Origin of the sequence: Pseudoduganella sp. LjRoot289 (assembly GCF_964252925.1) — a bacterium.
In the GTDB taxonomy this organism is placed as follows: Bacteria; Pseudomonadota; Gammaproteobacteria; order Burkholderiales; family Burkholderiaceae_D; genus Rugamonas.
Genome location: NZ_CAXUPN020000001.1, coordinates 675,524 through 698,890 on the forward strand (window position 1 = coordinate 675,524; position 23,367 = coordinate 698,890).

A 23,367-nucleotide genomic window follows, 5' to 3' on the forward strand; every position below is an offset into this window, starting at 1 on the left:
CGGCCTACTTCGGCTTGCCGCTGTCGATCAGCTCGACCAGGTATTGCTCGATGGCGAAGACGTGGTCGTCCTGCTTGCCGAGTTCGCGCAGGGCGACGGCGAGCTGGGTCAGGTAGTCGCTGTTGGGGCCGCTGGGCCCGGCGGCGCCGGCGATGTGGCGGGCGATCTCCTCCTCGCTGGCCGCGCCCAGGAACGCTTCGTTGTCCTCGCGCGCCACGTAGACCACGCCTTCGGCGGCGCTCTTGTCCGCAATGCCGTCCGCATGGCCGTCCGCGTCGTCGAAGCCGATTTCCACCGCCACCCGCAGGTAGCCGTTTTTCTCGCGGTAGTCCAGGTGTTCGAACACGGAAGGGGTGATCAGATATGCCATGCCGTGGCACACGGCGCCGGCGTCCGCGATGATGGTGACCACGCGTCCCGGCGCGGCGGGCGTGCCGCGATGGTCGTGCGAGCCTTGCCAGAAGCGCCGCGACCAGCCGACGATGCTGGCGGGACGCCGCTCCAGGTAGGGGAAGTCCACCTTGTAGATCAGCGAGCCGTAGCCGAACACCCACACGCTGGCTTGCCCCGCGAAACGGTCCATCTGCTGGTTGACGGCGATGGTATTGGCTGACATGCGCTGCGGCCCCCGGGCAAATAGGCAAATTATAGTGCCCTTGCCCGGGATCGTCAGCACTGCCGCGTGCGACGCCGCGTACGTGCGCCGGTCCGGCCTAGCGCTGCGGCATGTTCCATTCGTGGGCCGCCACGAACTGGAACAGGAAATCGGCGAAGCTCTGCGCCGCCGGCGACAGCGCGCGCGCACTCTTGGTGTAGACGAAAAAGCGCCGCGTCAGCTCGGGCTCGCGCAGCAGCCGCATTTGCAGGCCGTACAGCTTGACCATCGGCTCCGCGTAGGGCAGGCAGGCCGTCACGCCCAGGCTGGCGTTGACCATGGCCAGCGCGGTGGTCATGAAAGTGACCTCGTTGTAGGGATTGAGCGCCACGTCGCGCAGCAGGCGCTCGGTGAACTGGCCCTGCAGCGCGATCAGCGGATAGTCGTTGACATCCTTCCACGTCACGCGCTCCTGGCCCGCCAGCGGATGCTGGGCCGGGAACACCAGCACGAAAGGCATCTCGAACAGCAGCTGCGCGGCGATCTCGGCCGCCGGGTCGCGCTCCGGGCCGACGCCGAAATCGACCTCGCCGCTGAACACGCGGGCGGACACGTTCTCCACCGGGCAATCGACCAGCTTGACCTGCACTTCGGGGTGGGCCGCGCGGTAGGCCGCGATCACTTCCGGCAGCAGGGTGCAGGCCATCATCTGCGGCGCGGCCACCCGCACCGTGCCCGATTTGAGCGCCTTGCGGCTGGCGATGTCGGCCATGGCGCCGTCCAGGTCCTGGATCATCTTGTCGAACAGCGGATACAGCTCGCGCCCCACCTCGGACAGCTGCGCGCGCCGGGTGCTGCGCTCGAGCACCTTCACGCCCAGCAGCTGTTCCAGCTCCTTGATCTGGCCGCTGAGCGCCGATTGCGTCAGGTGCAGGTGGTCCGCCGCCAGCGTGAAGCTGCCGGTTTTGGCGATGGCGACGAGGGCGCGCATCTGGCGCAGGGTAGGACTCATAAGAAATTCTGATAAATCGATTGAAAAATACCGTTTGTATGATATCTGAAACTGGCTTCTAATGGCGGCATACGTTAAAGACCAGATAAGGATTGCACCATGAAACTTGCCACGCTCAAGAACGGCAGCCGCGACGGCGCCCTGGCCGTCGTCAGCCGCGACCTGACACAATACGTGAGCGCCGTCAGCGTCGCGCCTACCCTGCAGGCGGCGCTGGACAACTGGGACTACGCCGCGCCGCAGCTGGCCGCGCTGTACGCGGCGCTGAACGAAGGGCGCGCCGCCGACGCCCTGCCGTTCGACGAAAGCGCCTGCCACTCGCCGCTGCCGCGCGCCTACCAGTGGGCCGACGGTTCGGCCTATATCAACCACGTCGAGCTGGTGCGCAAGGCGCGCAACGCCGAACTGCCCGCGTCCTTCTACACCGATCCGCTGATGTACCAGGGCGGCTCGGACAGTTTCGTCGGCCCGCGCGACCCTATCTACGCGCTGACGGAAGACTGGGGCATCGACCTGGAAGCCGAAGTGGCCGTGATCACCGGCGACGTGAAAATGGGCGCCGGCGACGCCGACGCCGCGCAAGCGATCCGCCTGGTGATGCTGGTGAACGACGTCTCGCTGCGCAACCTGATCCCCAACGAACTGGCCAAGGGCTTCGGCTTCTTCAACGCCAAGCCCGCCAGCGCCTTCTCGCCGGTGGCCGTCACGCCGGACGAACTGGGCGCGCACTGGGCCGGCAGCAAGCTGCACCTGCCGCTGTCGGTGCAGCTGAACCGGCAGCCCTTCGGCAAGCCGAACGCCGGCGAGGACATGACCTTCAGTTTCGCCCAGCTGGTGGCGCACGCCGCCAAGACGCGCGAACTGGGCGCGGGCACCATCATCGGCTCCGGCACGGTGTCGAACAAGCAGGGCAACCTGCACGGATCGAGCATCGCCAACGGCGGCGTGGGCTACTGCTGCCTGGCCGAAGTGCGCATGTACGAAACCATCGAAGACGGCAAGCCGGCCACCGGTTTCCTGAAGTTCGGCGACAGCGTGCGCATCGAAATGCTGGACCCGCAGGGCGCCAGCATCTTCGGCGCCATAGACCAGACCGTCGCGCACTACGGGGAGCGCGGATGATGAAGCTGTTCACCTACTTCCGCAGCTCGGCCGCCTACCGCGTGCGGATCGCGCTCAATCTGAAGGCGCTGCCCTACGAGGCGGTGCCGGTGCACCTGCTGCGCAACGGCGGCGAGCAGCTGGGCGAGGCGTACCGCCAGGTCAACCCGGGCGCACTGCTGCCCGCGCTGGAGGACGACGGCGCGCTGCTGACGCAGTCGCTGGCCATCATCGAGTACCTGGATGAGACGCATCCCGGACAGCCGGCGCCGCTGCTGCCGGCCGATCCGGCCGGCCGCGCCCGCGTGCGTGCGCTGGCCATGACCATCGCCTGCGATACCCACCCGCTGAGCAATCTGCGCGTGCTGAAATACCTGGTGCGCACGCTGAAACTGGACGAGGAAGCCAAGCTGGCGTGGATACGGCACTGGATGCAACTGGGTCTGGCCGCGTTCGAAGCGCACCTGGCGCGCGACGCCGCCACCGGCCGCTATTGCCACGGCGACACGCCGACCCTGGCCGACTGTTGCCTGGTGCCGCAGGTGTTCAACGCGGAGCGCTTCGAGGTGGATCTGGCGCCGTATCCGCACATAGCCCGGATTTACGCCAACTGTGCGGCGCTGCCGGCGTTCCAGGCCGCCCATCCCGCCCGGCAGCCGGACGCGGAGTAGGGAGCGGCTGGCAGAGCGGCTGGCACACCCGCACCGTATAACAGGCGGTGCGCCAGCCAGCCATGGTGTCAGGCCGCGCTCAGCACCACGCGGTCGCGGCCTTCCTTCTTGGCCCGGTACAGCGCCTGGTCGGCCCGCACCAGCAGGGACGACGGTGAATCAGGCGCCGCCTGCGGGTAGGAGGCCGCCACGCCTACGCTGATCGTCACCGAGATCGCCAGCCCGCCGTCCACCTCTATCCTCAACTGCGACACCGTCTCGCGCAGGCGCTCCGCGGCGCCGCCCGCGGTGTCCAGTTCCGCCTCCGGCATCAGCAGCACGAACTCCTCGCCGCCGAAACGCGCCGCCAGGTCCATGCTGCGCATGCTGGCCGCCAGCGCGCCCGCCACCGCCAGAATGGCCTGGTCGCCCACCTCGTGGCCATAGGTGTCGTTGATGCGCTTGAAGTGGTCGATGTCCACCATCAGCAGTGCCAGCGGATGCTTGTAGCGCCGCGCGCGGTCCAGCTCCTTGGTGATCTGCTCGGTCATCTTGCGCCGGTTGGCGATGCCGGTCAGCGGGTCGGTGGTGGCCAGCTGTTCCAGCTTGGTGTTGGCCATCAGCAGTTCCAGCGTGCGCTGCAGCACCCGGTCCTCGAGGTTGTTGCGTTCGTCGTTCAGCGCCGCCAGCGCTTTCCGGCGCGAACGCAGCACCCGCACCAGCACCGTGATCAGCGCGCCTTCCAGCACGATCAGCGTCGCGCCCACGATGATCTGCCAGCGGTACAGTTCCCACATGCCGGCGGGCCGGTTGCGCAGCGTGGCGCCGGGCGGCAGCTTGCGCAGCAGGTGTCGTTCGGCGGTGGGGAAGTCGAAGATGTAGCGCTGCGCGCCCGTCATGTCAGCCGGCTGGCCTTGCAGGATGCGCGCGATCACGCGGCCGATGGCTTCGCCGCTGAGCACATAGCCACCCACGATGCCCGGCATGACCAGCGATTCCGCGTGCGTAAACACCGGCACCGGCGACACCGCGGCCAGCTTGCCGGCGACTTCGGAAGGCGGACCGGAGGCGCCGGCTGCGTCGCGGAAGGTGGCGAACATCAGGATGGCGGTGTCGTTGCCCAGCATGCCGGCGCGGCGGTACAGTTCCGCGTAGGTCTGGTTGTCCCAGTAGTCGAATTCGATGTGTTTGCTGTAGGGACGCGCGGCGGCGCGCACGCCGGCGATCCATTCCTGCACGCGCGGCGTCTGGTCGCCCACCACCACGATGCGCTTGGTGTTCGGCGCCACCAGCGGGATCACGCCCACCATGCGCCCGTAGTCCGGCGCCAGCTCCAGCGCTTCGCCGTCGGCCGGGCGCCAGTTGCGGCGGCCGTGGTTGACGTAGTGGCGCGGCACGCCGGGGAACAGTTCGGGATGGCTGCTCAGGAAGCCTGCCGCCACGAAGTTCTCCGTGATGATGGCGTCCAGCTTCACATTGGCGTATTTGACGCCCAGGTAGGGCGCCATGCCGGCCAGCGCAGCCTGTTCGCCGAGGCGGGACGCATCGAAGCGCTCTTCGAAAATGCTGGGCGCAGGGCCCCAGCTGTTTTTGGCCATTTCGTCCAGCAAGCCCTTGTGCACCAGCCGCTGCCAACCCGACGCGGAATCCGGCCCGAGCGAGTACAGCACCAAGACCTTGCGCGCTTCCGCGGCCCGGGCCTGAGGAACGGTCAAGGCGGCCAGCACGGTCAGCATGGCCAACAGGCGGAACACGGGGGGGCGGGATGGGCGGGATGGCATGGGCATAGTTTGACATACTATTCGTATTTCCAGCCGGGATAGGACCGGGCCGTTTTTTTAGCTGGTTTCGCTTCAAGGTCCAGGCCAGCTTACGCCGCGCGCAATGCGTCCACGATGTTCATGCGCGCGGCGCGCAGCGCGGGCAGGAAGCCGCCGACCAAACCCATCGCCAGCGAGAACAGCAAGGTCTTGACGACGATGGCGCCGTTCAGCCTGAAACCGAACGCCAGTTCGGAGAAGGACTGGAAATTGGTGGTGGAGAAGGACAGGAACTGCATGAAGGAGGCGAACAGCAGGCCCACGGCGCCGCCTGCCGCCGCCAGCAGCATGGACTCGGCCAGGAAGGCGGCCAGGATGTTGCGCCGCAGGTAGCCCAGCGCGCGCAAGGTGCCGATCTCGCCGACGCGGTTGGCCACCGAGGCGTACATGGTGATGGTGGCGCCTATCATGGCGCCGATCGAGAAGATGATGGACAGCGTCAGCCCGAGGATGCTGATGAAGGTGGACAGTGCGCGCGACTGCTCGGAGTAGAAGGTCTGCTCGCGTTTGGCCTCCAGCGTCAGGCGCGGATCGGATTCGATGTCCTTTTTGAAACGCTCGAACAGCGTGCTGTCGGCCAGGCGCAGCACCATGGAGGAATAGGCGTTGCGGCGGAAGGCCTGCATCAGCTGCTCGGCGTCGCCCCATATTTCGGAATCGAAGCCGCTGTTGCCCGCGTCGAACAGGCCCACCACGGTCCATTCGCGCTGGCCGAAGCGCAGCTTCTCGCCGATACCCGCACCGGCGAAACGCTTGGCGATGCTGGCCCCGGCCACGATCTCGGAGGCGCCGGGCCGGAACATGCGGCCTGCGCTCAGCTTCACCTGCGGCCGCAGCACCAGGGCGCGCTGGTCTACGCCGCGTATCACCACGTTGGACGGTTTCTCCGAGCTGCGCTTGAGCAGCGATATCAGCACCACGGGTTCCCTGGACAGCAAGCGCCGGCCGTCCGCGCCCAGCGCGATGGCGGCGTGGCTGCCGGCGATATTGGCCTGCACGCGGTCTATGCCGCTCTGCACTTCGGTCTCGGCCGAGCGCCGTATCAGGATGACGTTGTCGTACTCGCCGGTGGTGACCAGGGTGGTGCGCAGGCCTTCGTCCAGCATCAGCACGGTGGCGAACACGAACACCACCAGCGCCAGGCCGGCCGCCGTCAGCGCCGTGGTCAAGCGCCGCGCCCACAGGTTGCGTGCGATGTAGGAGAAGGGGATGCGCATGGCCGTGTCCTTATCCTATGCTGCGCAGGCCGTCGACGATGTTGATCCGCACGGCGCGCACCGTGGGCGCGATGGCCGCCACCAAACCGATCAGCAGCGCCGACAGCAGTTGCAGCAGCAGCGTGAGGGGCGCCACCTGGAACACCGGGAACATGGTCCCCATGGCCGAGCCGATGACGGCGGCCAGCGGGTACAGCAGCGCGATGCCGAGCGCCGCGCCCACCGCCGACAGCAGCAGCGATTCGCCGAAGATCAGGGCCGCCAGGTAGCCGGGGCCAAAGCCCAGCACCTTCAGTGTGGCGTACTCGCCCAGCCGCTCGCGCGCGCTCATGGCCATGGTGTTGGCCATCACCGCCATGATGATGACGATCACCACGAAGGACACCACGCGCACGGCCGCCACGATGGCTTCGGACATGGACACGAAGCCAAGCTGGAAGGCTTTCTCGGTTTCGGTCAGGGTCTCGGCCAGGGAATTGCGGAACTGCTCGTCGATCGCCTTGGAGACGGCTGCGGCGTTCTCCGCGCGGGCGATGCGCACCACGTACACGCCCACCTGGTTGCCACGGCGGGGGTAGAGTTTCTTGATACCTTCGTTGACGTAGTCCCAGTGGAAGAACATGGTGGCGGTGTTGGTGGACTCCTGCCGGCCGTCGTATATGCCGCGCACCACGAATCCCCATAGTCCTGGGTAGATGGTGCCCTTGAGGGGGATGGTGTCGCCCACTTTGAAACCGTACTGGTTCGCCAGCTTGCGGCCGACGATGGCGCCCTTGCGGTCGCGCAGGAAGGCGGCGCGTTCGGCCTCGCTCAGCAGATAGTCGGGGTAGATGTCCAGGTAGCTCTGGCCGGAGATGGCGAACTGCGCGAAGAAGTTTTTCGGGTCCTTGTACTGGCCGCCGAACCAGTTGGCGTAGCCCACGCCCGTCACGCCGTCCACGGCGCGGATGCGGGCCTGGTAGGCCAGCGGCAGGGGGAACACCAGCGAAGTGGCGTTGCGCGTGACCAGCGTGGTGTTCGATGCGCCCTCGGCGCCCGCATACCACGCGTCCACCACGGTTTGCAGCAGGCCGAACGACAGTGTCGCCACCACCAGGCCGAGCACCGTCAGCACCGTGCGCAGCTTGTGGCGCAGGGCGTTCTTGGAGATCAGCTTGAGCAGGTACATGACGGCTGCGCCAGCTATGCGGGCGCGCTGGCCGGCTCACCGGTCAGTTCGCCTTTTTCAAGGTGGATCAGCGTGCGCGCCTGTTGTGCCGCGTGGGCGTCGTGCGTGACCATGATGATGGTCTTGCCCAGTTCCTCGTTGAGTTGCCGCATCAGGGCCAGCACGTCGCTGGCGGACTGGCGGTCCAGGTCGCCGGTCGGTTCGTCTGCCACGATCAGCGTCGGGTCGGTGACAATGGCGCGCGCGATGGCCACGCGCTGTTGCTGGCCGCCGGACAGTTCGTTCGGCGTGTGGTCCATGCGGTCGGCCAGGCCCACCATGGACAAGGTCAGTTCGACCCGTTCGCGCCGTTCGCGGCGGGACAGGGGGGTGAGCAGCAGCGGCAACTCCACGTTTTCAAACGCGGACAACACCGGCATCAGGTTGTAGAACTGGAAGATGAAGCCGACATTGGCCGCGCGCCAGTGCGCCAGCTCGGTTTCCGGCATGGCGGCGATATCCAGTCCGTCCACCAGCAGCAGGCCGGAGTCCGGCTTGTCGATGCCGGCGATGAGGTTGAGCAGGGTGCTCTTGCCGGAGCCGGAGGGGCCCATCAGCGCGGTGAAGTCGCCGGCCTGGATGTCGAGGGTGATGTCGGTGAGCACCGGCACATGCTGTCCGCCGCGCCGGTAGGACTTGACCAGGTGCGCGATCTGCACCAGCGGCGGCCTCATTTCTTGACCACGCTAACCGGCTGCCCGTCCTGCAGCCTGGCGTCCGGATTCAGCACCGCCTTGTCGCCCGGCTTCACGCCCTTGAGCTCCACCAGTTCGCCCACTTTCCGGCCGCTGGTCACGGGCACCTGCCGCACTTTCTCGTTTTCGACGACGAACACAAACGTCTTGCCCTCGCGCGCGGCGATGGCTGCGGGCTGCACGGCCGTCACCGCCGCCTTGTCCTGCGCCGGCACGGCTTGCGATAAAAACGCCACCTTGGCGCTCATGTCCGGCAGCACGCGCGGATCGCGCTCGACGAAGCGCACCTTGACCAGCAGCGTCGCCTTGCTGCGGTCCACCGTCGGCACCATGCGCGACACCACGCCGGCGAGCCGCAGTTCTGGGAAGGCATCGAGCTGGATCTCGGCCGGCTGCTCCGCCTTGATTTTCGCGATGCTGGCTTCCGACACGTCCGCCTCCACCTCCAGCGTGTCCATGTCGGCGATGGTCACCACCGCGCCTTTGCTGTCGGCGGCCGAGGAGAAAGGCGTGATGTTGTCGCCCACGTTGGCGCTCTTGGTGAGGATCACGCCGTCGAAGGGCGCGCGGATGACGGTCTGGTCCAGCGCCACCTGGGCTGACTGGGCATAGGCCTGCGCCGCGGCGATGGCCGCGCGCTGGGCCGCGATGGCCGCCCTGGCCTTGTTGTAGCGTGCCAGCGCGCTGTCGTAGCTGGCCGCCGCGATGAATTTCTGCGCCAGCAGCTCGCCGGCGCGCTTGTATGCCTGCTGCGCGTCGAGCAGTTCGGCCTGGCCTTGCTCCAGGTTGGCTTGCGCCACCTTGATGTTGGCCTGCGCCTGCCCCAGCGCGGCGGAGACGTCGCGGTTCTCCAGCCGCGCGATGACCTCGTCCTTCTTCACCTTCGAGCCTTCCAGCACACCGAGCCACTCCAGCCGCCCGGTCGCCTTGGACGACAGCGCCGCCTTGCGCTGCGCCACCACGTAGCCGGTGGCGTTGAGCAGGGTGTAGTTCTGCGAGGGATAGGCCTGCGCCACCGTCACCGTGTCCACGTCCGCCTTGCCGCCCGCCTTGCGCATGGCGACGGCGGCTGCCGCCGCCAGTGCCGCCGCCAGCAGCGCCAGCCTCACCCACTTGCGGCGGCGCGCGCGCCGGCCCGGTATCTGCGCCTTGGCGCTGCGCTCTATCTTCAGCTTGGAGATATCGGGGGACGACGTCATTGCCACCTCGCAACAGAGTGAATGAACTTGTCAATTTGTTAGCGATATTGCGGCAATTTGCGCCGCGCCGCAAGCAGGCCTTTAAATGGGACGCAGCGCGCGGTGGGCCGCGTCCACCACCGCTGCGCTGAGCCGTTCCAGCTTGGGCGACTGCACGCGCCAGCTATGCCAGTGCAGCGCGACGTCGGTGTGTTTGCCGGGCGCCAGGTCGAGCAGGGCGCCGCTGGCGAGGCGGTCGCCGATCTGCTGCTCGGCCACCATGCCGTAGCCCAGGCCGAGGTCGATGCAGCGCAAAAAGCTTTCGTTGGCGGGGATGTAGTGGCAGGGATGGCTGAACGGCGTCAGGCCGAATTCGCGCTGCATGAAGTTGGCCTGCAGCAGGTCCTTGCGGTCGAACACCATCATGGGCGCATGCAAGGCGGCGTCCCGGCCCAGGCCGGCGGGAAACCAGCGCCTGGCGAAGGCGGGCGTGGCCAGCATGCGGTAGCGCATCACGCCCAGCGGCTCGGCCACGCAGCCGCGCATGGGCTGCGGCTCGGTCGAAATGGCGGCCAGCGCCAGGCCGCGCTCCATCAGCGTGTACGTGTGGTCCTGGTCGTCCAGCGACAGTTCGAGCAGCACGTTTTCCTGCACCAGGAAGGGCGCCAGGCCCGGCAGCAGCCAGGTGCCCAGGGTGTCGTTGTTGACCGCCAGCGACAGGCTGACGGGGCGGGCGTCTTCCTCCTGCATGCTGGACAGGAATTCGGCTTCCAGCAGCTTGCTGCGGCGCAGGTACAAGGCCAGCCGCTGGCCGGCGCTGGTGGGGCGGCAGGGGCGGCTGCGGATGATCAGCGGCGTGCCCAGCGCCACCTCCATGGCGCTGACCCGTTGCGACACGGCCGAGGCGGATACGTGGAGCAGCGCGGCGGCCAGCTCGAAGCTGCCGGTGTCGAGGATGGCGAGCAGGGCTTCGGCCTGGCGGGTATCGGGCAGCATGGGGTCTCCAGATTAGAAATTCTTAACTATCCTGAGTAATATTAATCCAGCTTCATTTGCGGGCGCAAGGACGGGAGAATGCATGCATTCCCTCAACTACCCAGCGAGCCAGCTATGTTCACACCACACGTCTTCCTCAACGGCATGGGCCTGTGCGCCAGCCTCATCGTGGCAATCGGCGCGCAGAACGCGCATGTGCTGCGGGTCGGCGTGCGGCGCCAGCACGTGGCGGCGACGGTGGCGGCCTGCATCCTGATCGATGCGGTGCTGATAGGCGCCGGCGTGGCCGGTATGGGCGCCCTGGTCCAGGCTTCGCCGCTGCTGATGGGCTTGGCGCGCTGGGGCGGCGCGGCATTCCTGCTGTGGTACGGCCTGCGCAGCTGGGCCTCGCTGCTGCGCTCGGACACACTGGTGGTGCAAGCCGGGGCGGTGCCGCTCAGCCTGCAGCGCGCACTGATCAGTGTGCTGAGCCTGTCCTTGCTCAATCCCCACGTCTACCTGGACACGCTGGTGCTGCTGGGTACGCTGGGCGGCAACTACCCGGCGCATCAACGCCCCAGCTTCGCGGCCGGCGCGATAGCCGCCTCGCTGCTGTGGTTTACCGCGCTGGGCTTCGGCGCCAGCCGCCTGTCCGAGGTGTTCCAGCGTCCGCTGGTGTGGAAGGGCATCGAAGCGCTGACCGGCGTCATCATGCTGACCGTGGCGGCCGGGCTGATTCTGGGCTGACATTTTCGGGCTGACATTCCGGGGCCGCCGCGAGCGGGGAAAGCGGGGCTAAGGTAAAATCCTGCCCCATGCCCGCTCACACTCCCATCCCGACACCCATCCTGCAGGCATTGGACCGCGTCGACGCCAGCTGGCGCCCGGTCCTGCTGCGCGGCCTGGAAGCGATGGCAGCGGCCAACCCGGCCTATCTCCCCGAGCTGGCGCTGGACAACTACCTGCCCACGGAATTGCGCCTGTTCGCCGCTTTTGAGCTGCCTTTGCCGCAAGTACGCTATGTGTTGGTGGGAGAAGGCCCTTACCCGCGCGCCGAGAGCGCCACCGGCGTCTGCTTCATGGACGGCGCGGTCGGCAGCCTGTGGTCCGGCGAGGAGGGCGGCGGGCTGTCGAAACCGGTCAACAAGGCAACCTCGCTGCGCAACTTCATGAAAATGCTGCTGGTCGCCGACGGGCAGTTGTCTGCGGACAATACGGCCGGCGCCGCGCTGGCGGCCGTCGCCGCTCAGTATCGCAACGCCCCCGGCGCTACCCAGACCCTGAAGCAGATCCAGCACAAGCTGACCGAACAGGGTTTCCTGCTATTGAACGCCTCGCTGGTGTTCCGTCCCCACGTGGCCCCGGCCAAGGACGCGAAAGCCTGGCTGCCCTTTTTCGAGACGGTGATCGCGGCGCTGTCCGATGCCCGGCCGACGCTGGTGTTGTGGGGAAAGATCGCCGAGCAGCTGAACAAATTGCCCATGGTGCAAGCGCTGCCGCAGATCGTGGCCGAACACCCTTATAACCTGTCGTTTATCGCCAATAGCGACATGCACGCGCTGTTCGGGCCGCTGCGTTTGCTGCGCTGCTGACGGACAAGCAAGGCGCTTGCCAGGGGTGCCTGACAAAATTGGTCAAGTTTGTTATACTTGACTAAATCGTTCAACTAATCGGAGTTTGCTTAGTTGCAAAGCACGATATTTTAACCGAACCGAGGTTGTGATGCGTCTGACCACCAAAGGCCGTTTTGCAGTGACTGCGATGATCGATCTGGCTTTGCGCCAAGGCAAAGGCCCGGTCACGCTGTCCGGCATTTCGCAGCGCCAGGCGATTTCGCTGTCTTATCTGGAGCAGCTGTTCGGCAAGCTGCGCCGCCACGAGATCGTCGAGTCGATCCGTGGCCCCGGCGGCGGCTACAGCCTGGCCCGCCGAGCCGACAAAGTGACGGTGGCGGACATCATCATCGCCGTCGACGAGCCGCTGGACGCCACCCAGTGCGGCGGCAAAGAGAATTGCCACGGGGCGGACGCCGCCACCGGTGCGCGCTGCATGACCCACGAGCTGTGGGCCACGCTGAATGAAAAAATGGTCGACTATCTGGACTCCGTATCGCTGCAGGATCTGGTCGATCAACAAAGGCAAAAACACGCCGAGCAGGCCGTGGTGGTCATGCACCGCAACGCCGCTCTTGGCTAAACAGATACGCTGATTGGAGTTATTAGATGAACGCCCCAGAAAAAAACGTCGCCCAGGTGGCCCCGGTTGAATTCAAGACCGCGCCGCATTTCCCGATCTATATGGACTACTCGGCCACCACGCCGATCGACCCGCGCGTGGCCGACCAGATGATCCCTTACCTGCGCGAACAGTTCGGCAATCCCGCCTCCCGCAGCCATATGTACGGCTGGACCGCTGAAAAAGCGGTGGAAGAGGCGCGCGGCCACGTGGCCGCGCTGGTCAATGCCGATCCGCGCGAAATCATCTGGACCTCGGGCGCCACCGAATCGAACAACCTCGCCATCAAGGGCGCGGCGCAGTTCTACAAGACCAAGGGCAAGCACATCATCACCGTCAAGACCGAGCACAAGGCTGTGCTGGACACGGTGCGCGAACTGGAGCGGGTCGGCTTCGAGGCCACCTATCTGGAACCGCAGGACAACGGCCTGATCACCATCGCCCAGCTGGAAGCGGCCATCCGCCCGGACACTATCCTGATCTCGGTCATGCTGGTGAACAACGAAATCGGCGTGATCCAGCCGATCGACGACATCGGCACGCTGTGCCGTTCGAAAGGCATCATTTTCCATTGCGACGCCGCGCAAGCGACCGGCAAGGTGGTGATCGACCTGCAAAAGACCAAGGTCGACCTGATGACCTTCACCGCGCACAAGACCTACGGCCCGAAAGGCATAGGCGCGCTGTACGTCTGCCGCAAGCCGCGCGTGCGCATCGAAGCGCAAATGCACGGCGGCGGCCATGAGCGCGGCCTGCGCTCGGGCACCCTGCCTACCCACCAGATCGTCGGCATGGGCGAAGCGTTCCGCCTGGCGAAGGTGGAAATGGACAGCGAGATCGCGCGCATCAAGGCGCTGCGCGACCGCCTGGCGGCCGGCCTGCAGGACATCGAGGAAACGTATATCAACGGCGACATGGAACACCGCGTGCCGCACAACCTGAACGTGAGCTTCAACTACGTCGAAGGCGAATCGCTGATCATGGCCGTGAAAGACCTGGCCGTGTCGTCCGGCTCGGCCTGTACCTCGGCTTCGCTGGAGCCGTCGTACGTGCTGCGCGCCCTGGGCCGCAGCGACGAGCTGGCGCACAGCTCCATCCGTTTCACCATCGGCCGTTTCACGACCGAAAAAGACATCGACTTCGCCGTGGAACTGATGAAGTCCAAGGTGGGCAAGCTGCGCGAACTGTCGCCGCTGTGGGACATGTTCAAAGAGGGCATCGACATCAACTCGATCCAGTGGGCGGCGCACTAAGCGCGGCCGGACAGATTTCTTAAGATACTAGGAGCATTAAAATGGCTTACTCGGAAAAAGTGTTGGACCACTACGAAAATCCACGCAACGTCGGCGCATTTGAAAAGGGCGACGAATCGGTCGGCACCGGCATGGTTGGCGCGCCAGCCTGCGGCGACGTGATGAAGCTGCAGATCAAGGTCGGCGCCAACGGCCTGATCGAAGACGCGAAATTCAAGACCTACGGCTGCGGCTCGGCGATCGCCTCGTCGTCGCTGGTGACCGAATGGGTCAAGGGCAAGTCCCTGGACGAGGCGCTGGCCATCAAGAACACCGCCATCGCCGAAGAACTGGCCCTGCCGCCGGTGAAGATCCACTGCTCCATCCTGGCCGAAGACGCCATCAAGGCGGCGGTCGAGGACTACAAGGCGAAACACGCGGCACCAGTGGCACAAGTGGCTTAAACGCCGGAGAACAGCATGGCAATTACACTGACCGAAAAAGCGGCCAAGCACATCAACCGTTACATCGAACGCCGCGGCAAGGGCCTGGGCCTGCGCTTCGGCGTGCGCACCACGGGCTGCTCCGGTCTGGCCTACAAGCTGGAGTACGTGGACGAGGTGGCCGATGAGGACAGCGTGTTCGAGTCGCACGGCGTCAAGGTGTTCGTTGATCCGAAAAGCCTGCCGTACATCGACGGCACCGAACTGGACTTCGCGCGCGAAGGCCTGAACGAGGGCTTCAAGTTCAACAATCCGAACGAGAAAGACGCCTGCGGCTGCGGCGAAAGCTTCCGTATCTAAATCCGCAGTATTTTCCTGTCGTGCGCCGTGCAAAACCACTTCGAACTATTCCACTTGCCGCAGCAGTTCGCCGTCGACACGGGGGCGCTTGACAGCGCCTTCCGCGACGTGCAGAGCCGCGTCCATCCCGACCGTTTCGTCAACGCCACCGACGCCGAAAAGCGCGTCGCCATGCAGTGGGCCACCCGCGCCAACGAAGCCTATCAGACGCTGAAGAACCCGCAAAAGCGCGCGCGCTACCTGTGCGAGCTCAATGGCGTGGACCTGCAGACCGAGTCCAACACGGCGATGCCGGCGGCCTTCCTGATGCAGCAGATGGAATGGCGCGAGGAGCTCGACGACGCGCGCTCGGGCAAGGATGTGGCACTGCTGGAAAAGCTGGACGGCCAACTGCGCGCCGCGCGCAAGGAACAGCTGAAGGACATCGAGGCCAGCATGGCGGGCGGCGATTTCCACGCCGCCGCGCAAGGCGTGCGCGCCCTGATGTTCCTCGAAAAATTCGGCGAAGAAGTCCGCTTCGCCTTTGACACGCTCGAAGCGTAGCGTAAAAAGAATACAAATAACATGGCACTACTGCAAATTTCCGAACCGGGTATGTCGACCGCGCCGCACCAGCACCGGCTGGCCGTCGGTATCGACCTGGGCACCACCAATTCCCTGGTCGCCACCGTGCGCAACAGCATTCCGGAAGTGCTGAACGACGAAGAGGGCCGCCCGCTGCTGCCGTCCGTGGTGCGCTACCTGCCGAACGGCCATGCCCACATCGGCTACAAGGCCCAGGCCGCGCAGACCACCGACCCGAAGAACACCATCGTCTCCGTCAAGCGCTTCATGGGCCGCGGCCTGAAGGACATCGCCTACGCCGAGAACATGCCCTACGATTTCGTCGATGGCGGCCGCGAAGACGGGCACGGCATGGTGCAGCTGAAGACCGTGGCCGGCGTCAAGTCGCCGGTCGAGACCTCGGCGCAGATCCTGGCCACCTTGCGCCAGCGCGCCGAAGACTCGCTGGGAGACGACCTGGTCGGCGCCGTCATCACCGTGCCGGCCTACTTCGACGAGGCGCAGCGCCAGGCCACCAAGGATGCGGCCCAGCTGGCCGGCATCAACGTGCTGCGGCTGCTGAGCGAGCCGACCGCCGCCGCCATCGCCTATGGCCTGGACAACGCCTCGGAAGGCACGTTCGCCGTGTACGACCTGGGTGGCGGCACGTTCGACATCTCCATCCTGAAACTGAGCAAGGGCGTGTTCGAGGTACTGTCCACCGGCGGCGATTCCGCGCTGGGCGGCGACGACTTCGACCACCGCCTGTTCTGCTGGATCCACGAGCAGGAAAAACTGGCGCCGCTGTCCGATGAGGACACCGCGGTGCTGATGGTCAAGGCGCGCGAGGCCAAGGAACTGCTGTCCACCAAGTCCGAAGTGACGGTGGACGCCTTCCTCGGTTCGGGCGAGGAAGTGCACCTGAAGGTGACGGCCGAGCAGTTCGCCGACATGACCAAGCACCTGGTCGCCAAGACCATGAACGCCATCAGGAAGGCGCTGCGCGACGCCAGCATCGATGCCGACGACATCGACGGCGTGGTGATGGTGGGCGGCGCCACGCGCATGCCGCACGTGCAGCGCGCGGTCAGCGAGTATTTCCACACCATCCCGCACGCGAACATCGATCCGGACAAAGTGGTGGCGCTGGGCGCCGCCATCCAGGCCAATCTGCTGGCCGGCAACCGCGCGCCGGGCGACGACTGGCTGCTGCTGGACGTGATCCCGCTGTCGCTGGGCATCGAGACCATGGGCGGCCTGGTCGAGAAGATCATCCCGCGCAACTCGACCATCCCTTGCGCCCGCGCGCAGGAGTTCACCACCTTCAAGGACGGCCAGACCGCCCTGGCCGTGCACGTGCTGCAGGGCGAGCGCGAACTGGTGACGGACTGCCGTTCGCTGGCGCGCTTCGAGCTGCGCGGCATACCGCCGATGGCGGCAGGCGCGGCGCGCATCCGCATCACGTACCAGGTCGACGCCGACGGCCTGCTGTCCGTGTCGGCGCGCGAACTGCGCTCCGGCGTGGAAGCGTCGATCTCGGTCAAGCCGTCCTACGGCCTGGGCGACGACGACGTGGCGCGCATGCTGCAGGACTCGTATAAGTCGGCCGACGTCGACATGGCGGCGCGCGCGCTGCGCGAAGAACAGGTCGAAGCCGAGCGCATCCTGCTGGCCACGCAGTCCGCGCTGGATGAAGATGCGTCGCTGCTGTCGGCCGAGGAACTGGCCGAGGTCAACGCGCTGGTGGCCAGGACCCGCACCGTGCTGGCCGAATCCGTGGCCGGCGCCGTCGACCATACCGCCATCAAGCTGGCCGTCGAAGCGCTGGCGAACGGCACCGAGGAATTCGCATCGCGCCGCATGGACCGCAGCGTGCGCAGCGCACTGGCCGGCAAGACGCTGGACCAGGTCGTGTAAATTGTTGTCGTTCCCGCGAAAGCGGGAACCCATAGCCATTTAGCTCAGCATGGGCCTCGCATCGGCGCACAGCCGCCTTCGCGAGGGCGACATGGGCTACTGAATATATAGAGGTATCACGTGCCACAAATTGTTTTTTTGCCACACCCCAAGCTGTGCCCCGAGGGCGCCGTCGTCGAAGCGCCGGCCGGCAAAACGCTGTGCGACGTCATGCTGGAAAATGACATCCACATCGAACACGCCTGCGAGAAGTCCTGCGCCTGCACCACCTGCCACGTGCTGGTGCGCGAAGGCTTCAACTCGCTGAGCGAAGCCAGCGAAACCGAGGAAGACCTGCTGGACAAAGCCTGGGGCCTGGAAGCCGTGTCGCGCCTGTCGTGCCAGGCGGTGGTGGCGGACGAGGACCTGGTGGTCGAGATTCCGAAGTACACCATCAACCACGCCAGCGAAGGCGGGCACTGAGGAGCGCATGATGAAATGGAGTGACATCTCGGCCATTGCCGAAGCGCTGTACGACAAATTCCCGGACATCGATCCGCTCACCATCCGCTTCACCGACCTGCACAACTGGGTGGTGGACCTGGAAGGTTTCGACGACGACCATACCCGTGGCGGCGAAAAGGTTCTGGAAGCGATCCAGCAGGCGTGGATCGATGAAGCAGCCTAAGCATACCGGCGCGTCCGCAGCCAAGCCTGCCAAGGCCGGTCCGCCCGCAGCTGTCGGCGCCACCGTTACGGCGGCCGCCAACATGCCGGAGATCCGCGAGGGCCAGTCGGTTGCGCTGCTGCAGGAGCTGCACATTCTCACGCGGGACGGCAAGCTGAACCAGGACAGCCGCCGCAAGCTGAAGCAGGTCTACCACCTGTACCAGTTCATCGAGCCGCTGCTCAAGGAGATCCAGGCAGCGGAAGGGAAACCGAGCCCCGGCGTGTCGCTGGTCGACCACGGCGCCGGCAAGTCCTACCTCGGCTTCATCATCTACGACCTGTTCTTCAAGAACCTGGACGACGGCTCCCACATCTACGGCATCGAAACGCGCGCCGAGCTGGTGGCCAAGTCGCAGGAGCTGGCACGGAAGTTCGGCTTCGGCGGCATGTCCTTCCTGCCGCTGTCGGTGGCCGAATCGACCGAATCCAGGCTGCTGCCTGAGCAGATCGACATCGTCACCGCGCTGCACGCCTGCAATACGGCGACCGACGACGCCATCGCCTTTGCGCTGAAGAAGAAGGCCAGATACATGGTGCTGGTGCCGTGCTGCCAGGCCGAGGTGGCCACGGTGCTGAAGAAGAATAAAGGCAAGACGCTGGCGAAAAACGCGCTGACCGAAATCTGGCGCCATCCCATCCACACGCGCGAATTCGGCAGCCAGATCACCAATGTGCTGCGCTGTCTGCAGCTGGAGGCGCATGGCTACCAGGTCAACGTCACGGAACTGGTGGGCTGGGAGCATTCGATGAAGAATGAACTCATCATCGCCAGCTTTAAAAACCTGCCGCGCCGCCGCCCGACGGAACGCTTGCAGGAAGTGCTGGAAACCCTGGGGCTGGAAGAAATGGGCAGGCGCTTCTTTGCCGAGCAGCTGGAAAAAGCAGAGTCTTAACGACAGAAAAGCGATAGAAAAGGGCGGGATATGAGTGAGCAGTGGATAGACCTTCGCAGTGACACCGTAACCCGCCCGAGTCCAGCCATGCTGGACGCGATGCGCGCCGCCGACACCGGCGACGACGTCTATGGTGACGACCCCACCGTCAACCGCCTGCAGGACACGGCTGCCGAGCTGTTCGGCTTCGAGGCCGCGCTGTTCGCACCCTCCGGCACCCAAACCAATCTGATCGCGCTGCTGGCCCATTGCGGCCGCGGCGATGAATACCTGGTCGGCCAGGAAGCGCACACCTACCGCTACGAAGGCGGCGGCGCCGCGGTGCTCGGCAGCATACAGCCGCAGCCCCTCGCCAACCAGGCCGACGGCAGCATCGCGCTGGCCGACATCGAGGCCAATATCAAGGCCGACGACATCCACTTCGCCCGCTCGCGCCTGCTGGCGCTGGAAAACACCATAGGCGGCCGCGTGCTGCCGGCCGGCTACGTGGCGCAAGCGACGGCGTACGCGCACAAGCGCGGCCTGGCCACCCACCTCGACGGCGCGCGCGTCTGCAACGCCGCCGTCAAGCAGGGACTCAGCCTGCGCGCGGCCGCGCAGGGTTTCGACAGCGTGTCCGTGTGCTTGTCCAAGGGCCTGGGCGCGCCGGTCGGCTCGGTGCTGTGCGGCTCGCGTGCCTTGATCGAGGAGGGCAAGCGCTGGCGCAAGATGCTGGGCGGCGGCATGCGCCAGGCCGGCGTCATCGCGGCCGCCGGCCTGTACGCGCTGGAGCACAACGTCGAGCGTCTGGCCGAGGACCATGCCAACGCGGCCTACCTCGCCGACGAGCTGGCCAAGATCCCCGGCCTGAAAGTGAGCACGCCGCAAACCAATATCTTCTACGTGGACGTGCCGCCAGCGGCGACCGCAGGGCTGCAGGCAGCGCTGCATGCCGCGCACATCCGCGTCGCCATGGCGCCGCGCCTGCGCCTCGTCATCCATCTCGATGCGCCGCGTGCCGGCCTCGAACGCACCGCCGCAGCTTTTGCGGCTTATTTCGCCAAGTTATGACAGAACAAGACAACACCATCCGCCTCGCCAAACGCCTGGCGGACATGATTCCGTGCTCGCGCCGCGAAGCCGAACTTTATATCGAAGGCGCTTTCGTGCGCGTGGACGGGGAACTGGTCGAAGAAGCCGGCGCGCGCGTCGCGCCGCACCAGACCGTGGAACTGGCCAAGGACGCCGCGCCGCTCGAGATCGAGCCGGCCACCATCCTGTTCAACAAGCCGGCCGGCATCAGTGCAGGCATCGACAAGGACGGCCAGCCGGTGTTCGGCTGCCTGAGCGAGGCAAGCCGCAGCGAGTCCGCGCGCGGCGAGCGTTTCCTCAAACGCCACCTGGCCAACCTGTCGCTGGAGACGCCGCTCGACACCATGGCCAGCGGCCTGGTCGTGCTGACGCAGGACTTCCGCGTCACGCGCAAGCTGCAGGAAGGGCTGGAGCAGGAGATCATCGTGGAAGTGGAGGGCAGCATCGCCGACAACGGCCTCAAGCTGCTGAACCACGGCCTGCCGTTCAACGGCAAGCCGCTGCCGCCGATCAAGGTCAGCTGGCAAAACGAGAAGCGTCTGCGCTTCGCGGTGAAGTCGCCGAAGCCGGGCCAGATCGAGCACATGTGCCGCATGGTGGGCTTGAAAGTGGTGGCCATGAAGCGCATCCGCGTCGGCCGCATCGCTATGTCCAGCCTGCCGGTCGGCGAGTGGCGCTACCTGCAGGCCCACGAGCGCTTCTAGCCATTTCAGCGAAATACCACCGTCATCCCTGCGAAGTACCAGGGGCATTCCGCGAAATACCAGGGCATTCTGCGAAGTACCAGGGTCATCCCCGCGAAGTGCCAGGGGCATTCCGCGAAGTGCCAGGGGCATTCCGCGAAGTACCAGGGTCATCCCCGCGAAATACCACCGTCATCCCCGCGAAAGCGGGGATCCATGGACAGCCAGCGTCACGGCAGCGCGCTTGCTCAGGCGGCCTTGGCTTGCTTCTTCTCGGGCGCAGGCAACTGGACCAGCCGGGTGCCGGCCAGCTTGTCGTGCAGGAACTGGCGGTCTTTGCCGAGAAAGGCCGTCAGCGACCAGGCCAGGATGCCGGCGGCGATGGCGTTCAACGCTTGCCAGCGGCTCAGGCCGAAGGCGTAATCAATCACCAGCGCAGGCAGCACCCAGCCCCAGCTCAGCAGGTAGCGCAGGGCGGCGATCCTGGGCGGCACATGGGCGTGGCCCGGCAGCACTACCTTGATACGCCAGGTGCGCATGGCCAGGGTTTGGCCTTCGCGCACCCATTGGTGGATGAAGTAGGCGCCCAGCACCAGGAAGGCCAGCATCTGGCGCATGTGCTCGGCCACCGGCGTGTGCGCCGCGCCGGACACGACTTCGAAAATCAAAAAGGGCAGGAACAGCACCGCGAACGCCAGCAGCAATTCATACACCATGGAGATCAGGCGGCGTTTGACGGTGGGGACTAGCGTGTCGATCGGCGTGCTATTTGACATTGGCTGGTGCTGCCGGGCTGGCCGGATTGGTGGTGGGAGCGGCTGCGGCAGGGGCTGCGCTGGCCGGGGTGGCGCCAGGTGTCGCCGCCGGGGCCGCGGCAGGCGCGGAACTCCCTGTGGCGGCGGCTGGCGTTGCGCCCGGCGAGGCTGCGGTACCCGGCTGGGCGGGCGCTTTGGACTTCACCGGCGCGACCAGGGGCACCTTGCTTTGCGACGGCGTCGGCGGATTGGCGACCTGTTTTTTCGGCGCCTTGTCGGCCAACTGCTTTTTCTTTTCTTCCGGCAACTGCTGGTATTGCTCCCACTGGGCCGACTTCTGGCCAGGGGTGATTTTTTGTGTCCGCGCGAAGTTCTCGCGCACCTGGCGGCGCTGGTCCGGCGTCAGGCGCAGCCAGTCGCGCATGCGCTCGTGCACGCGCTGCTGCTCGTCCGGTTTCATCGACGCGAAGCGGTTGGCGATCTCCAGCCATTTCTGCTTGCGCAGGCTGTCGAGCTTGTTCCACTCGCCGATCAGCGGTTCCAGCGCGCGCTGCTGGGCTGCCGTGAGGTCTTTCCACAGCGGCTTTTCGATGGCGATCGGGGCTACGGCATGCTTGCCGGGCGCAGGCGCTGCGGTTTTGACGCTGGCCGCAGGGGCGGACGCGGATGCAGGCAAGGCAGCGGCGGGCGCGGCGGTCACAGCCGGGGCCGGAGCAGGGACCGGAGCAGCGGCGCCGCTTTGCGCGCCGGCCAGCGCTGTGCAGCCCAGCATCGCGATGGTAACGATTTCACCCTTGAAGCGGCAGAGTGCACCCACGCTGGTACGCGCCATCCCTATTGCTCGCGATTTTCAAGATAGGCGTTGAAGCCGTGGTCCAGGTAGGCCGACAGCGGCAGTTCGTCCGACAGCACGGCCGCGTCCAGCTCGGCCAGTTCGGCGATGCGCTGCTGCTCTTCGTACTGGTAGACGCCCACCATGCCGGCCACCAGCACCAGCAGCGGCACGGCCACGCTCATGCGGCCCAGCCAGCCGAGGGGATTGCTGAAGAAGCCGCCGGCGTTCGCGCCGGCGCCGGCCGTGGCCAGCTCGGCCTGCGTCACGCGCACGGGAACGTGCGCCTTCTTGCGCGCCATGGCGGCCTTGCGGGCTGCGGCCAGGCGGTCGGTGGTCGAAGCCGGCAGGTCGTCCAGCTTCTCGTTGAGTGCGTGCCGCACCCGATAGGCAAAGTTTAGATCGTCGGTATTCATAATTTAATTCCCTTGGCTTTGAGCGCTTCCGCAAGAGTGTGTGTTGCGCGTGAGCAATGTGTTTTCACGCTCCCTTCGGAACATCCCATCGCTTCGGCCGTTTCGGCCACGTCCAGATCATGTAAGTAACGCATGAGGAACGCTTCGCGTTGACGCGCGGGCAGTTTTTGTACTTCGTCATCGATGGCGCTGAGGGTTTGCATGCGCTCGACCTTGTCGGCGCTGGACTCGGACGCCTGCGAGCCTTGCTCGGCCTCGTACGACTCCAGTATGTCGAAGTCCTCGTGCTCGTCCGACGAGGAGCTCATGCCCGAAAACAGGCTGACCCAGGTGTTGCGCACCTTTTCGCGCCGGAAATAGTCCAGGATGGTCGTTTGCAGGATGCGCTGGAACAGCATCGGCAATTCGGCGGCCGGCTTGTCGCCGTACTTCTCGGCCAGTTTGATCATCGCATCCTGCACGATGTCCAGCGCGCTTTCGTCCTTGCGCACCGCGTAGACGGCTTGTTTGAATGCGCGCCGCTCGACGTTTTCGAGAAAATCCGATAATTCTTTGTCTGTTGCCATGCGTCGGGGAGCGTACTGCCGGGGGGAGATGAACAGGCTGCATCCTAGCAAAAATCGGGCCTTTCCGCATGGCTTTAACACTTGTCTGGATAAAAATGCACCAGATTGGCAAGCAAATTGCGCTTGGCTCATGATTTTACTTGACCAAATTGATGCCAGGCAGTACCGTGTAGATCGCTTTGCACACCACGAGGCCATTGGTTTTACCCGGCAGCACACAACGCGGCCACAGGTAATTCCCGCTTTCATTTGTCAGCAGTTTG

27 protein-coding genes are annotated in these 23,367 nt (G+C 65.6%); 15 read left to right on the plus strand and 12 right to left on the minus strand.

Translation table 11 applies throughout. From position 1 onward, the window contains the following. Positions 1 to 4: 4 nt before the first annotated feature. Positions 5 to 616 (minus strand): gamma-glutamylcyclotransferase, encoded by a 612-nt coding sequence (locus ACSQ8Y_RS02960; protein ID WP_436264973.1) that lies wholly within the window; start codon positions 614 to 616, stop codon positions 5 to 7. Between the two features lie 97 nt (positions 617 to 713). Then, a complete protein-coding gene (locus tag ACSQ8Y_RS02965) occupies positions 714 to 1,607 on the minus strand; it encodes a LysR family transcriptional regulator (RefSeq protein ID WP_436264974.1) in 894 nt (297 codons plus the stop codon). A 99-nt stretch (positions 1,608 to 1,706) separates the two neighbouring features. On the opposite strand from ACSQ8Y_RS02965, the gene ACSQ8Y_RS02970 reads away from it, so the two are divergent. Beyond that, the gene (locus tag ACSQ8Y_RS02970) at positions 1,707 to 2,729 is read left to right on the plus strand and encodes a fumarylacetoacetate hydrolase family protein (RefSeq protein ID WP_436264975.1); all 1,023 of its coding nucleotides are present in this window, start codon (positions 1,707 to 1,709) and stop codon (positions 2,727 to 2,729) included. Beyond that, the gene (maiA, locus tag ACSQ8Y_RS02975; RefSeq protein ID WP_436269737.1) at positions 2,729 to 3,379 is read left to right on the plus strand and encodes a maleylacetoacetate isomerase; all 651 of its coding nucleotides are present in this window, start codon (positions 2,729 to 2,731) and stop codon (positions 3,377 to 3,379) included. Before ACSQ8Y_RS02970 ends, maiA begins: the two co-directional genes overlap by 1 nt. 68 nt (positions 3,380 to 3,447) lie before the next feature. Here the strand turns inward: maiA and ACSQ8Y_RS02980 are convergent, their stop codons facing one another. The 6 genes from ACSQ8Y_RS02980 to ACSQ8Y_RS03005 form a co-directional block, all read right to left on the minus strand. Further along, complete coding sequence (locus tag ACSQ8Y_RS02980) at positions 3,448 to 5,139, minus strand: diguanylate cyclase (protein WP_436264976.1); 1,692 nt, start codon at positions 5,137 to 5,139, stop codon at positions 3,448 to 3,450. 89 nt (positions 5,140 to 5,228) lie between these two features. Beyond that, positions 5,229 to 6,395, minus strand: a complete 1,167-nt coding sequence (locus ACSQ8Y_RS02985; RefSeq protein WP_436264977.1) for an ABC transporter permease — start codon at positions 6,393 to 6,395, stop codon at positions 5,229 to 5,231. Positions 6,396 to 6,405: 10 nt separating this feature from the next. Further along, complete coding sequence (locus ACSQ8Y_RS02990) at positions 6,406 to 7,563, minus strand: ABC transporter permease (protein ID WP_436264978.1); 1,158 nt, start codon at positions 7,561 to 7,563, stop codon at positions 6,406 to 6,408. Positions 7,564 to 7,577: 14 nt separating this feature from the next. Next, on the minus strand, positions 7,578 to 8,276 hold the full coding sequence (locus ACSQ8Y_RS02995; protein ID WP_436264979.1) for an ABC transporter ATP-binding protein: 699 nt from the start codon (positions 8,274 to 8,276) through the stop codon (positions 7,578 to 7,580). Then, positions 8,273 to 9,496: an efflux RND transporter periplasmic adaptor subunit gene (locus tag ACSQ8Y_RS03000; protein WP_436264980.1), complete on the minus strand. Its 1,224-nt coding sequence runs from the start codon at positions 9,494 to 9,496 to the stop codon at positions 8,273 to 8,275. Before ACSQ8Y_RS03000 ends, ACSQ8Y_RS02995 begins: the two co-directional genes overlap by 4 nt. Positions 9,497 to 9,577: 81 nt before the next feature. Beyond that, positions 9,578 to 10,471, minus strand: a complete 894-nt coding sequence (locus ACSQ8Y_RS03005) for a LysR family transcriptional regulator ArgP (protein ID WP_436264981.1) — start codon at positions 10,469 to 10,471, stop codon at positions 9,578 to 9,580. A gap of 114 nt (positions 10,472 to 10,585) precedes the next feature. Between ACSQ8Y_RS03005 and ACSQ8Y_RS03010 the strand changes: the two genes are divergently transcribed. The 13 genes from ACSQ8Y_RS03010 (at position 10,586) to ACSQ8Y_RS03070 (ending at position 20,556) form a co-directional block, all read left to right on the plus strand. Further along, a complete protein-coding gene (locus tag ACSQ8Y_RS03010; RefSeq protein ID WP_436264982.1) occupies positions 10,586 to 11,197 on the plus strand; it encodes a LysE/ArgO family amino acid transporter in 612 nt (203 codons plus the stop codon). A 68-nt stretch (positions 11,198 to 11,265) separates the two neighbouring features. Then, positions 11,266 to 12,042 (plus strand): uracil-DNA glycosylase, encoded by a 777-nt coding sequence (locus tag ACSQ8Y_RS03015; RefSeq protein ID WP_436264984.1) that lies wholly within the window; start codon positions 11,266 to 11,268, stop codon positions 12,040 to 12,042. A 130-nt stretch (positions 12,043 to 12,172) separates the two neighbouring features. After that, the gene (gene iscR / locus ACSQ8Y_RS03020) at positions 12,173 to 12,646 is read left to right on the plus strand and encodes a Fe-S cluster assembly transcriptional regulator IscR (RefSeq protein ID WP_436264985.1); all 474 of its coding nucleotides are present in this window, start codon (positions 12,173 to 12,175) and stop codon (positions 12,644 to 12,646) included. A 26-nt stretch (positions 12,647 to 12,672) separates the two neighbouring features. Beyond that, positions 12,673 to 13,938 carry an IscS subfamily cysteine desulfurase gene (locus ACSQ8Y_RS03025; protein WP_436264986.1) on the plus strand — a complete coding sequence of 422 codons (1,266 nt, stop codon included), beginning with the start codon at positions 12,673 to 12,675 and terminating at the stop codon, positions 13,936 to 13,938. 41 nt (positions 13,939 to 13,979) lie between these two features. Further along, positions 13,980 to 14,381, plus strand: coding sequence for a Fe-S cluster assembly scaffold IscU (iscU, locus tag ACSQ8Y_RS03030; protein WP_436264987.1), 402 nt, complete (start codon positions 13,980 to 13,982; stop codon positions 14,379 to 14,381). Positions 14,382 to 14,396: 15 nt separating this feature from the next. Continuing rightward, positions 14,397 to 14,720, plus strand: a complete 324-nt coding sequence (iscA, locus tag ACSQ8Y_RS03035; RefSeq protein WP_161071992.1) for an iron-sulfur cluster assembly protein IscA — start codon at positions 14,397 to 14,399, stop codon at positions 14,718 to 14,720. Positions 14,721 to 14,747: 27 nt separating this feature from the next. Next, the gene (hscB, locus tag ACSQ8Y_RS03040) at positions 14,748 to 15,263 is read left to right on the plus strand and encodes a Fe-S protein assembly co-chaperone HscB (protein WP_436264988.1); all 516 of its coding nucleotides are present in this window, start codon (positions 14,748 to 14,750) and stop codon (positions 15,261 to 15,263) included. 21 nt (positions 15,264 to 15,284) lie between these two features. After that, complete coding sequence (hscA, locus tag ACSQ8Y_RS03045; protein ID WP_436264989.1) at positions 15,285 to 17,180, plus strand: Fe-S protein assembly chaperone HscA; 1,896 nt, start codon at positions 15,285 to 15,287, stop codon at positions 17,178 to 17,180. 120 nt (positions 17,181 to 17,300) lie between these two features. Next, positions 17,301 to 17,642 (plus strand): ISC system 2Fe-2S type ferredoxin, encoded by a 342-nt coding sequence (gene fdx / locus ACSQ8Y_RS03050; protein ID WP_436264990.1) that lies wholly within the window; start codon positions 17,301 to 17,303, stop codon positions 17,640 to 17,642. Between the two features lie 10 nt (positions 17,643 to 17,652). Then, a complete protein-coding gene (gene iscX, locus ACSQ8Y_RS03055) occupies positions 17,653 to 17,847 on the plus strand; it encodes a Fe-S cluster assembly protein IscX (RefSeq protein WP_436269738.1) in 195 nt (64 codons plus the stop codon). A gap of 82 nt (positions 17,848 to 17,929) precedes the next feature. Then, positions 17,930 to 18,781: a class I SAM-dependent methyltransferase gene (locus tag ACSQ8Y_RS03060; protein WP_436269739.1), complete on the plus strand. Its 852-nt coding sequence runs from the start codon at positions 17,930 to 17,932 to the stop codon at positions 18,779 to 18,781. A gap of 30 nt (positions 18,782 to 18,811) precedes the next feature. Further along, positions 18,812 to 19,831, plus strand: a complete 1,020-nt coding sequence (ltaE, locus tag ACSQ8Y_RS03065; RefSeq protein ID WP_436264991.1) for a low-specificity L-threonine aldolase — start codon at positions 18,812 to 18,814, stop codon at positions 19,829 to 19,831. Then, complete coding sequence (locus ACSQ8Y_RS03070; protein ID WP_436264992.1) at positions 19,828 to 20,556, plus strand: rRNA pseudouridine synthase; 729 nt, start codon at positions 19,828 to 19,830, stop codon at positions 20,554 to 20,556. Before ltaE ends, ACSQ8Y_RS03070 begins: the two co-directional genes overlap by 4 nt. 227 nt (positions 20,557 to 20,783) lie before the next feature. Here the strand turns inward: ACSQ8Y_RS03070 and ACSQ8Y_RS03075 are convergent, their stop codons facing one another. The 4 genes from ACSQ8Y_RS03075 to ACSQ8Y_RS03090 are packed head-to-tail and all read right to left on the minus strand — an operon-like array spanning position 20,784 to position 23,104. Then, positions 20,784 to 21,311 (minus strand): RDD family protein, encoded by a 528-nt coding sequence (locus ACSQ8Y_RS03075; protein ID WP_436264993.1) that lies wholly within the window; start codon positions 21,309 to 21,311, stop codon positions 20,784 to 20,786. Further along, entirely contained in the window at positions 21,301 to 22,122 is an 822-nt protein-coding gene (locus tag ACSQ8Y_RS03080) for a DUF3106 domain-containing protein (RefSeq protein WP_436264994.1), read from the minus strand. Before ACSQ8Y_RS03080 ends, ACSQ8Y_RS03075 begins: the two co-directional genes overlap by 11 nt. Positions 22,123 to 22,124: 2 nt before the next feature. Continuing rightward, positions 22,125 to 22,538 carry a DUF3619 family protein gene (locus ACSQ8Y_RS03085; RefSeq protein ID WP_436264995.1) on the minus strand — a complete coding sequence of 138 codons (414 nt, stop codon included), beginning with the start codon at positions 22,536 to 22,538 and terminating at the stop codon, positions 22,125 to 22,127. Then, complete coding sequence (locus tag ACSQ8Y_RS03090; protein WP_436269740.1) at positions 22,535 to 23,104, minus strand: RNA polymerase sigma factor; 570 nt, start codon at positions 23,102 to 23,104, stop codon at positions 22,535 to 22,537. The genes ACSQ8Y_RS03085 and ACSQ8Y_RS03090 overlap by 4 nt, the downstream gene beginning before the upstream one ends. Positions 23,105 to 23,367: the final 263 nt, after the last annotated feature.

What these genes read in the sequence shown, in the direction of transcription:
- ACSQ8Y_RS02990 (WP_436264978.1), bottom strand. Translation starts at nt 7,563, where the DNA reads ATGTACCTGCTCAAGCTGATCTCCAAGAACGCCCTGCGCCACAAGCTG.
- ACSQ8Y_RS02960 (WP_436264973.1), bottom strand. Translation starts at nt 616, where the DNA reads ATGTCAGCCAATACCATCGCCGTCAACCAGCAGATGGACCGTTTCGCG.
- ltaE (WP_436264991.1), top strand. Translation starts at nt 18,812, where the DNA reads ATGAGTGAGCAGTGGATAGACCTTCGCAGTGACACCGTAACCCGCCCG.
- ACSQ8Y_RS03085 (WP_436264995.1), bottom strand. Translation starts at nt 22,538, where the DNA reads ATGAATACCGACGATCTAAACTTTGCCTATCGGGTGCGGCACGCACTC.
- ACSQ8Y_RS03015 (WP_436264984.1), top strand. Translation starts at nt 11,266, where the DNA reads ATGCCCGCTCACACTCCCATCCCGACACCCATCCTGCAGGCATTGGAC.
- ACSQ8Y_RS03070 (WP_436264992.1), top strand. Translation starts at nt 19,828, where the DNA reads ATGACAGAACAAGACAACACCATCCGCCTCGCCAAACGCCTGGCGGAC.
- iscA (WP_161071992.1), top strand. Translation starts at nt 14,397, where the DNA reads ATGGCAATTACACTGACCGAAAAAGCGGCCAAGCACATCAACCGTTAC.
- ACSQ8Y_RS02970 (WP_436264975.1), top strand. Translation starts at nt 1,707, where the DNA reads ATGAAACTTGCCACGCTCAAGAACGGCAGCCGCGACGGCGCCCTGGCC.
- ACSQ8Y_RS02995 (WP_436264979.1), bottom strand. Translation starts at nt 8,276, where the DNA reads ATGAGGCCGCCGCTGGTGCAGATCGCGCACCTGGTCAAGTCCTACCGG.
- hscA (WP_436264989.1), top strand. Translation starts at nt 15,285, where the DNA reads ATGGCACTACTGCAAATTTCCGAACCGGGTATGTCGACCGCGCCGCAC.
- ACSQ8Y_RS03025 (WP_436264986.1), top strand. Translation starts at nt 12,673, where the DNA reads ATGAACGCCCCAGAAAAAAACGTCGCCCAGGTGGCCCCGGTTGAATTC.
- ACSQ8Y_RS03075 (WP_436264993.1), bottom strand. Translation starts at nt 21,311, where the DNA reads ATGTCAAATAGCACGCCGATCGACACGCTAGTCCCCACCGTCAAACGC.
- ACSQ8Y_RS03000 (WP_436264980.1), bottom strand. Translation starts at nt 9,496, where the DNA reads ATGACGTCGTCCCCCGATATCTCCAAGCTGAAGATAGAGCGCAGCGCC.
- ACSQ8Y_RS03090 (WP_436269740.1), bottom strand. Translation starts at nt 23,104, where the DNA reads ATGGCAACAGACAAAGAATTATCGGATTTTCTCGAAAACGTCGAGCGG.
- ACSQ8Y_RS02985 (WP_436264977.1), bottom strand. Translation starts at nt 6,395, where the DNA reads ATGCGCATCCCCTTCTCCTACATCGCACGCAACCTGTGGGCGCGGCGC.
- iscU (WP_436264987.1), top strand. Translation starts at nt 13,980, where the DNA reads ATGGCTTACTCGGAAAAAGTGTTGGACCACTACGAAAATCCACGCAAC.
- ACSQ8Y_RS02980 (WP_436264976.1), bottom strand. Translation starts at nt 5,139, where the DNA reads ATGCCATCCCGCCCATCCCGCCCCCCCGTGTTCCGCCTGTTGGCCATG.
- maiA (WP_436269737.1), top strand. Translation starts at nt 2,729, where the DNA reads ATGAAGCTGTTCACCTACTTCCGCAGCTCGGCCGCCTACCGCGTGCGG.
- iscR (WP_436264985.1), top strand. Translation starts at nt 12,173, where the DNA reads ATGCGTCTGACCACCAAAGGCCGTTTTGCAGTGACTGCGATGATCGAT.
- ACSQ8Y_RS03060 (WP_436269739.1), top strand. Translation starts at nt 17,930, where the DNA reads ATGCCGGAGATCCGCGAGGGCCAGTCGGTTGCGCTGCTGCAGGAGCTG.
- ACSQ8Y_RS02965 (WP_436264974.1), bottom strand. Translation starts at nt 1,607, where the DNA reads ATGAGTCCTACCCTGCGCCAGATGCGCGCCCTCGTCGCCATCGCCAAA.
- ACSQ8Y_RS03005 (WP_436264981.1), bottom strand. Translation starts at nt 10,471, where the DNA reads ATGCTGCCCGATACCCGCCAGGCCGAAGCCCTGCTCGCCATCCTCGAC.
- ACSQ8Y_RS03010 (WP_436264982.1), top strand. Translation starts at nt 10,586, where the DNA reads ATGTTCACACCACACGTCTTCCTCAACGGCATGGGCCTGTGCGCCAGC.
- ACSQ8Y_RS03080 (WP_436264994.1), bottom strand. Translation starts at nt 22,122, where the DNA reads ATGGCGCGTACCAGCGTGGGTGCACTCTGCCGCTTCAAGGGTGAAATC.
- iscX (WP_436269738.1), top strand. Translation starts at nt 17,653, where the DNA reads ATGAAATGGAGTGACATCTCGGCCATTGCCGAAGCGCTGTACGACAAA.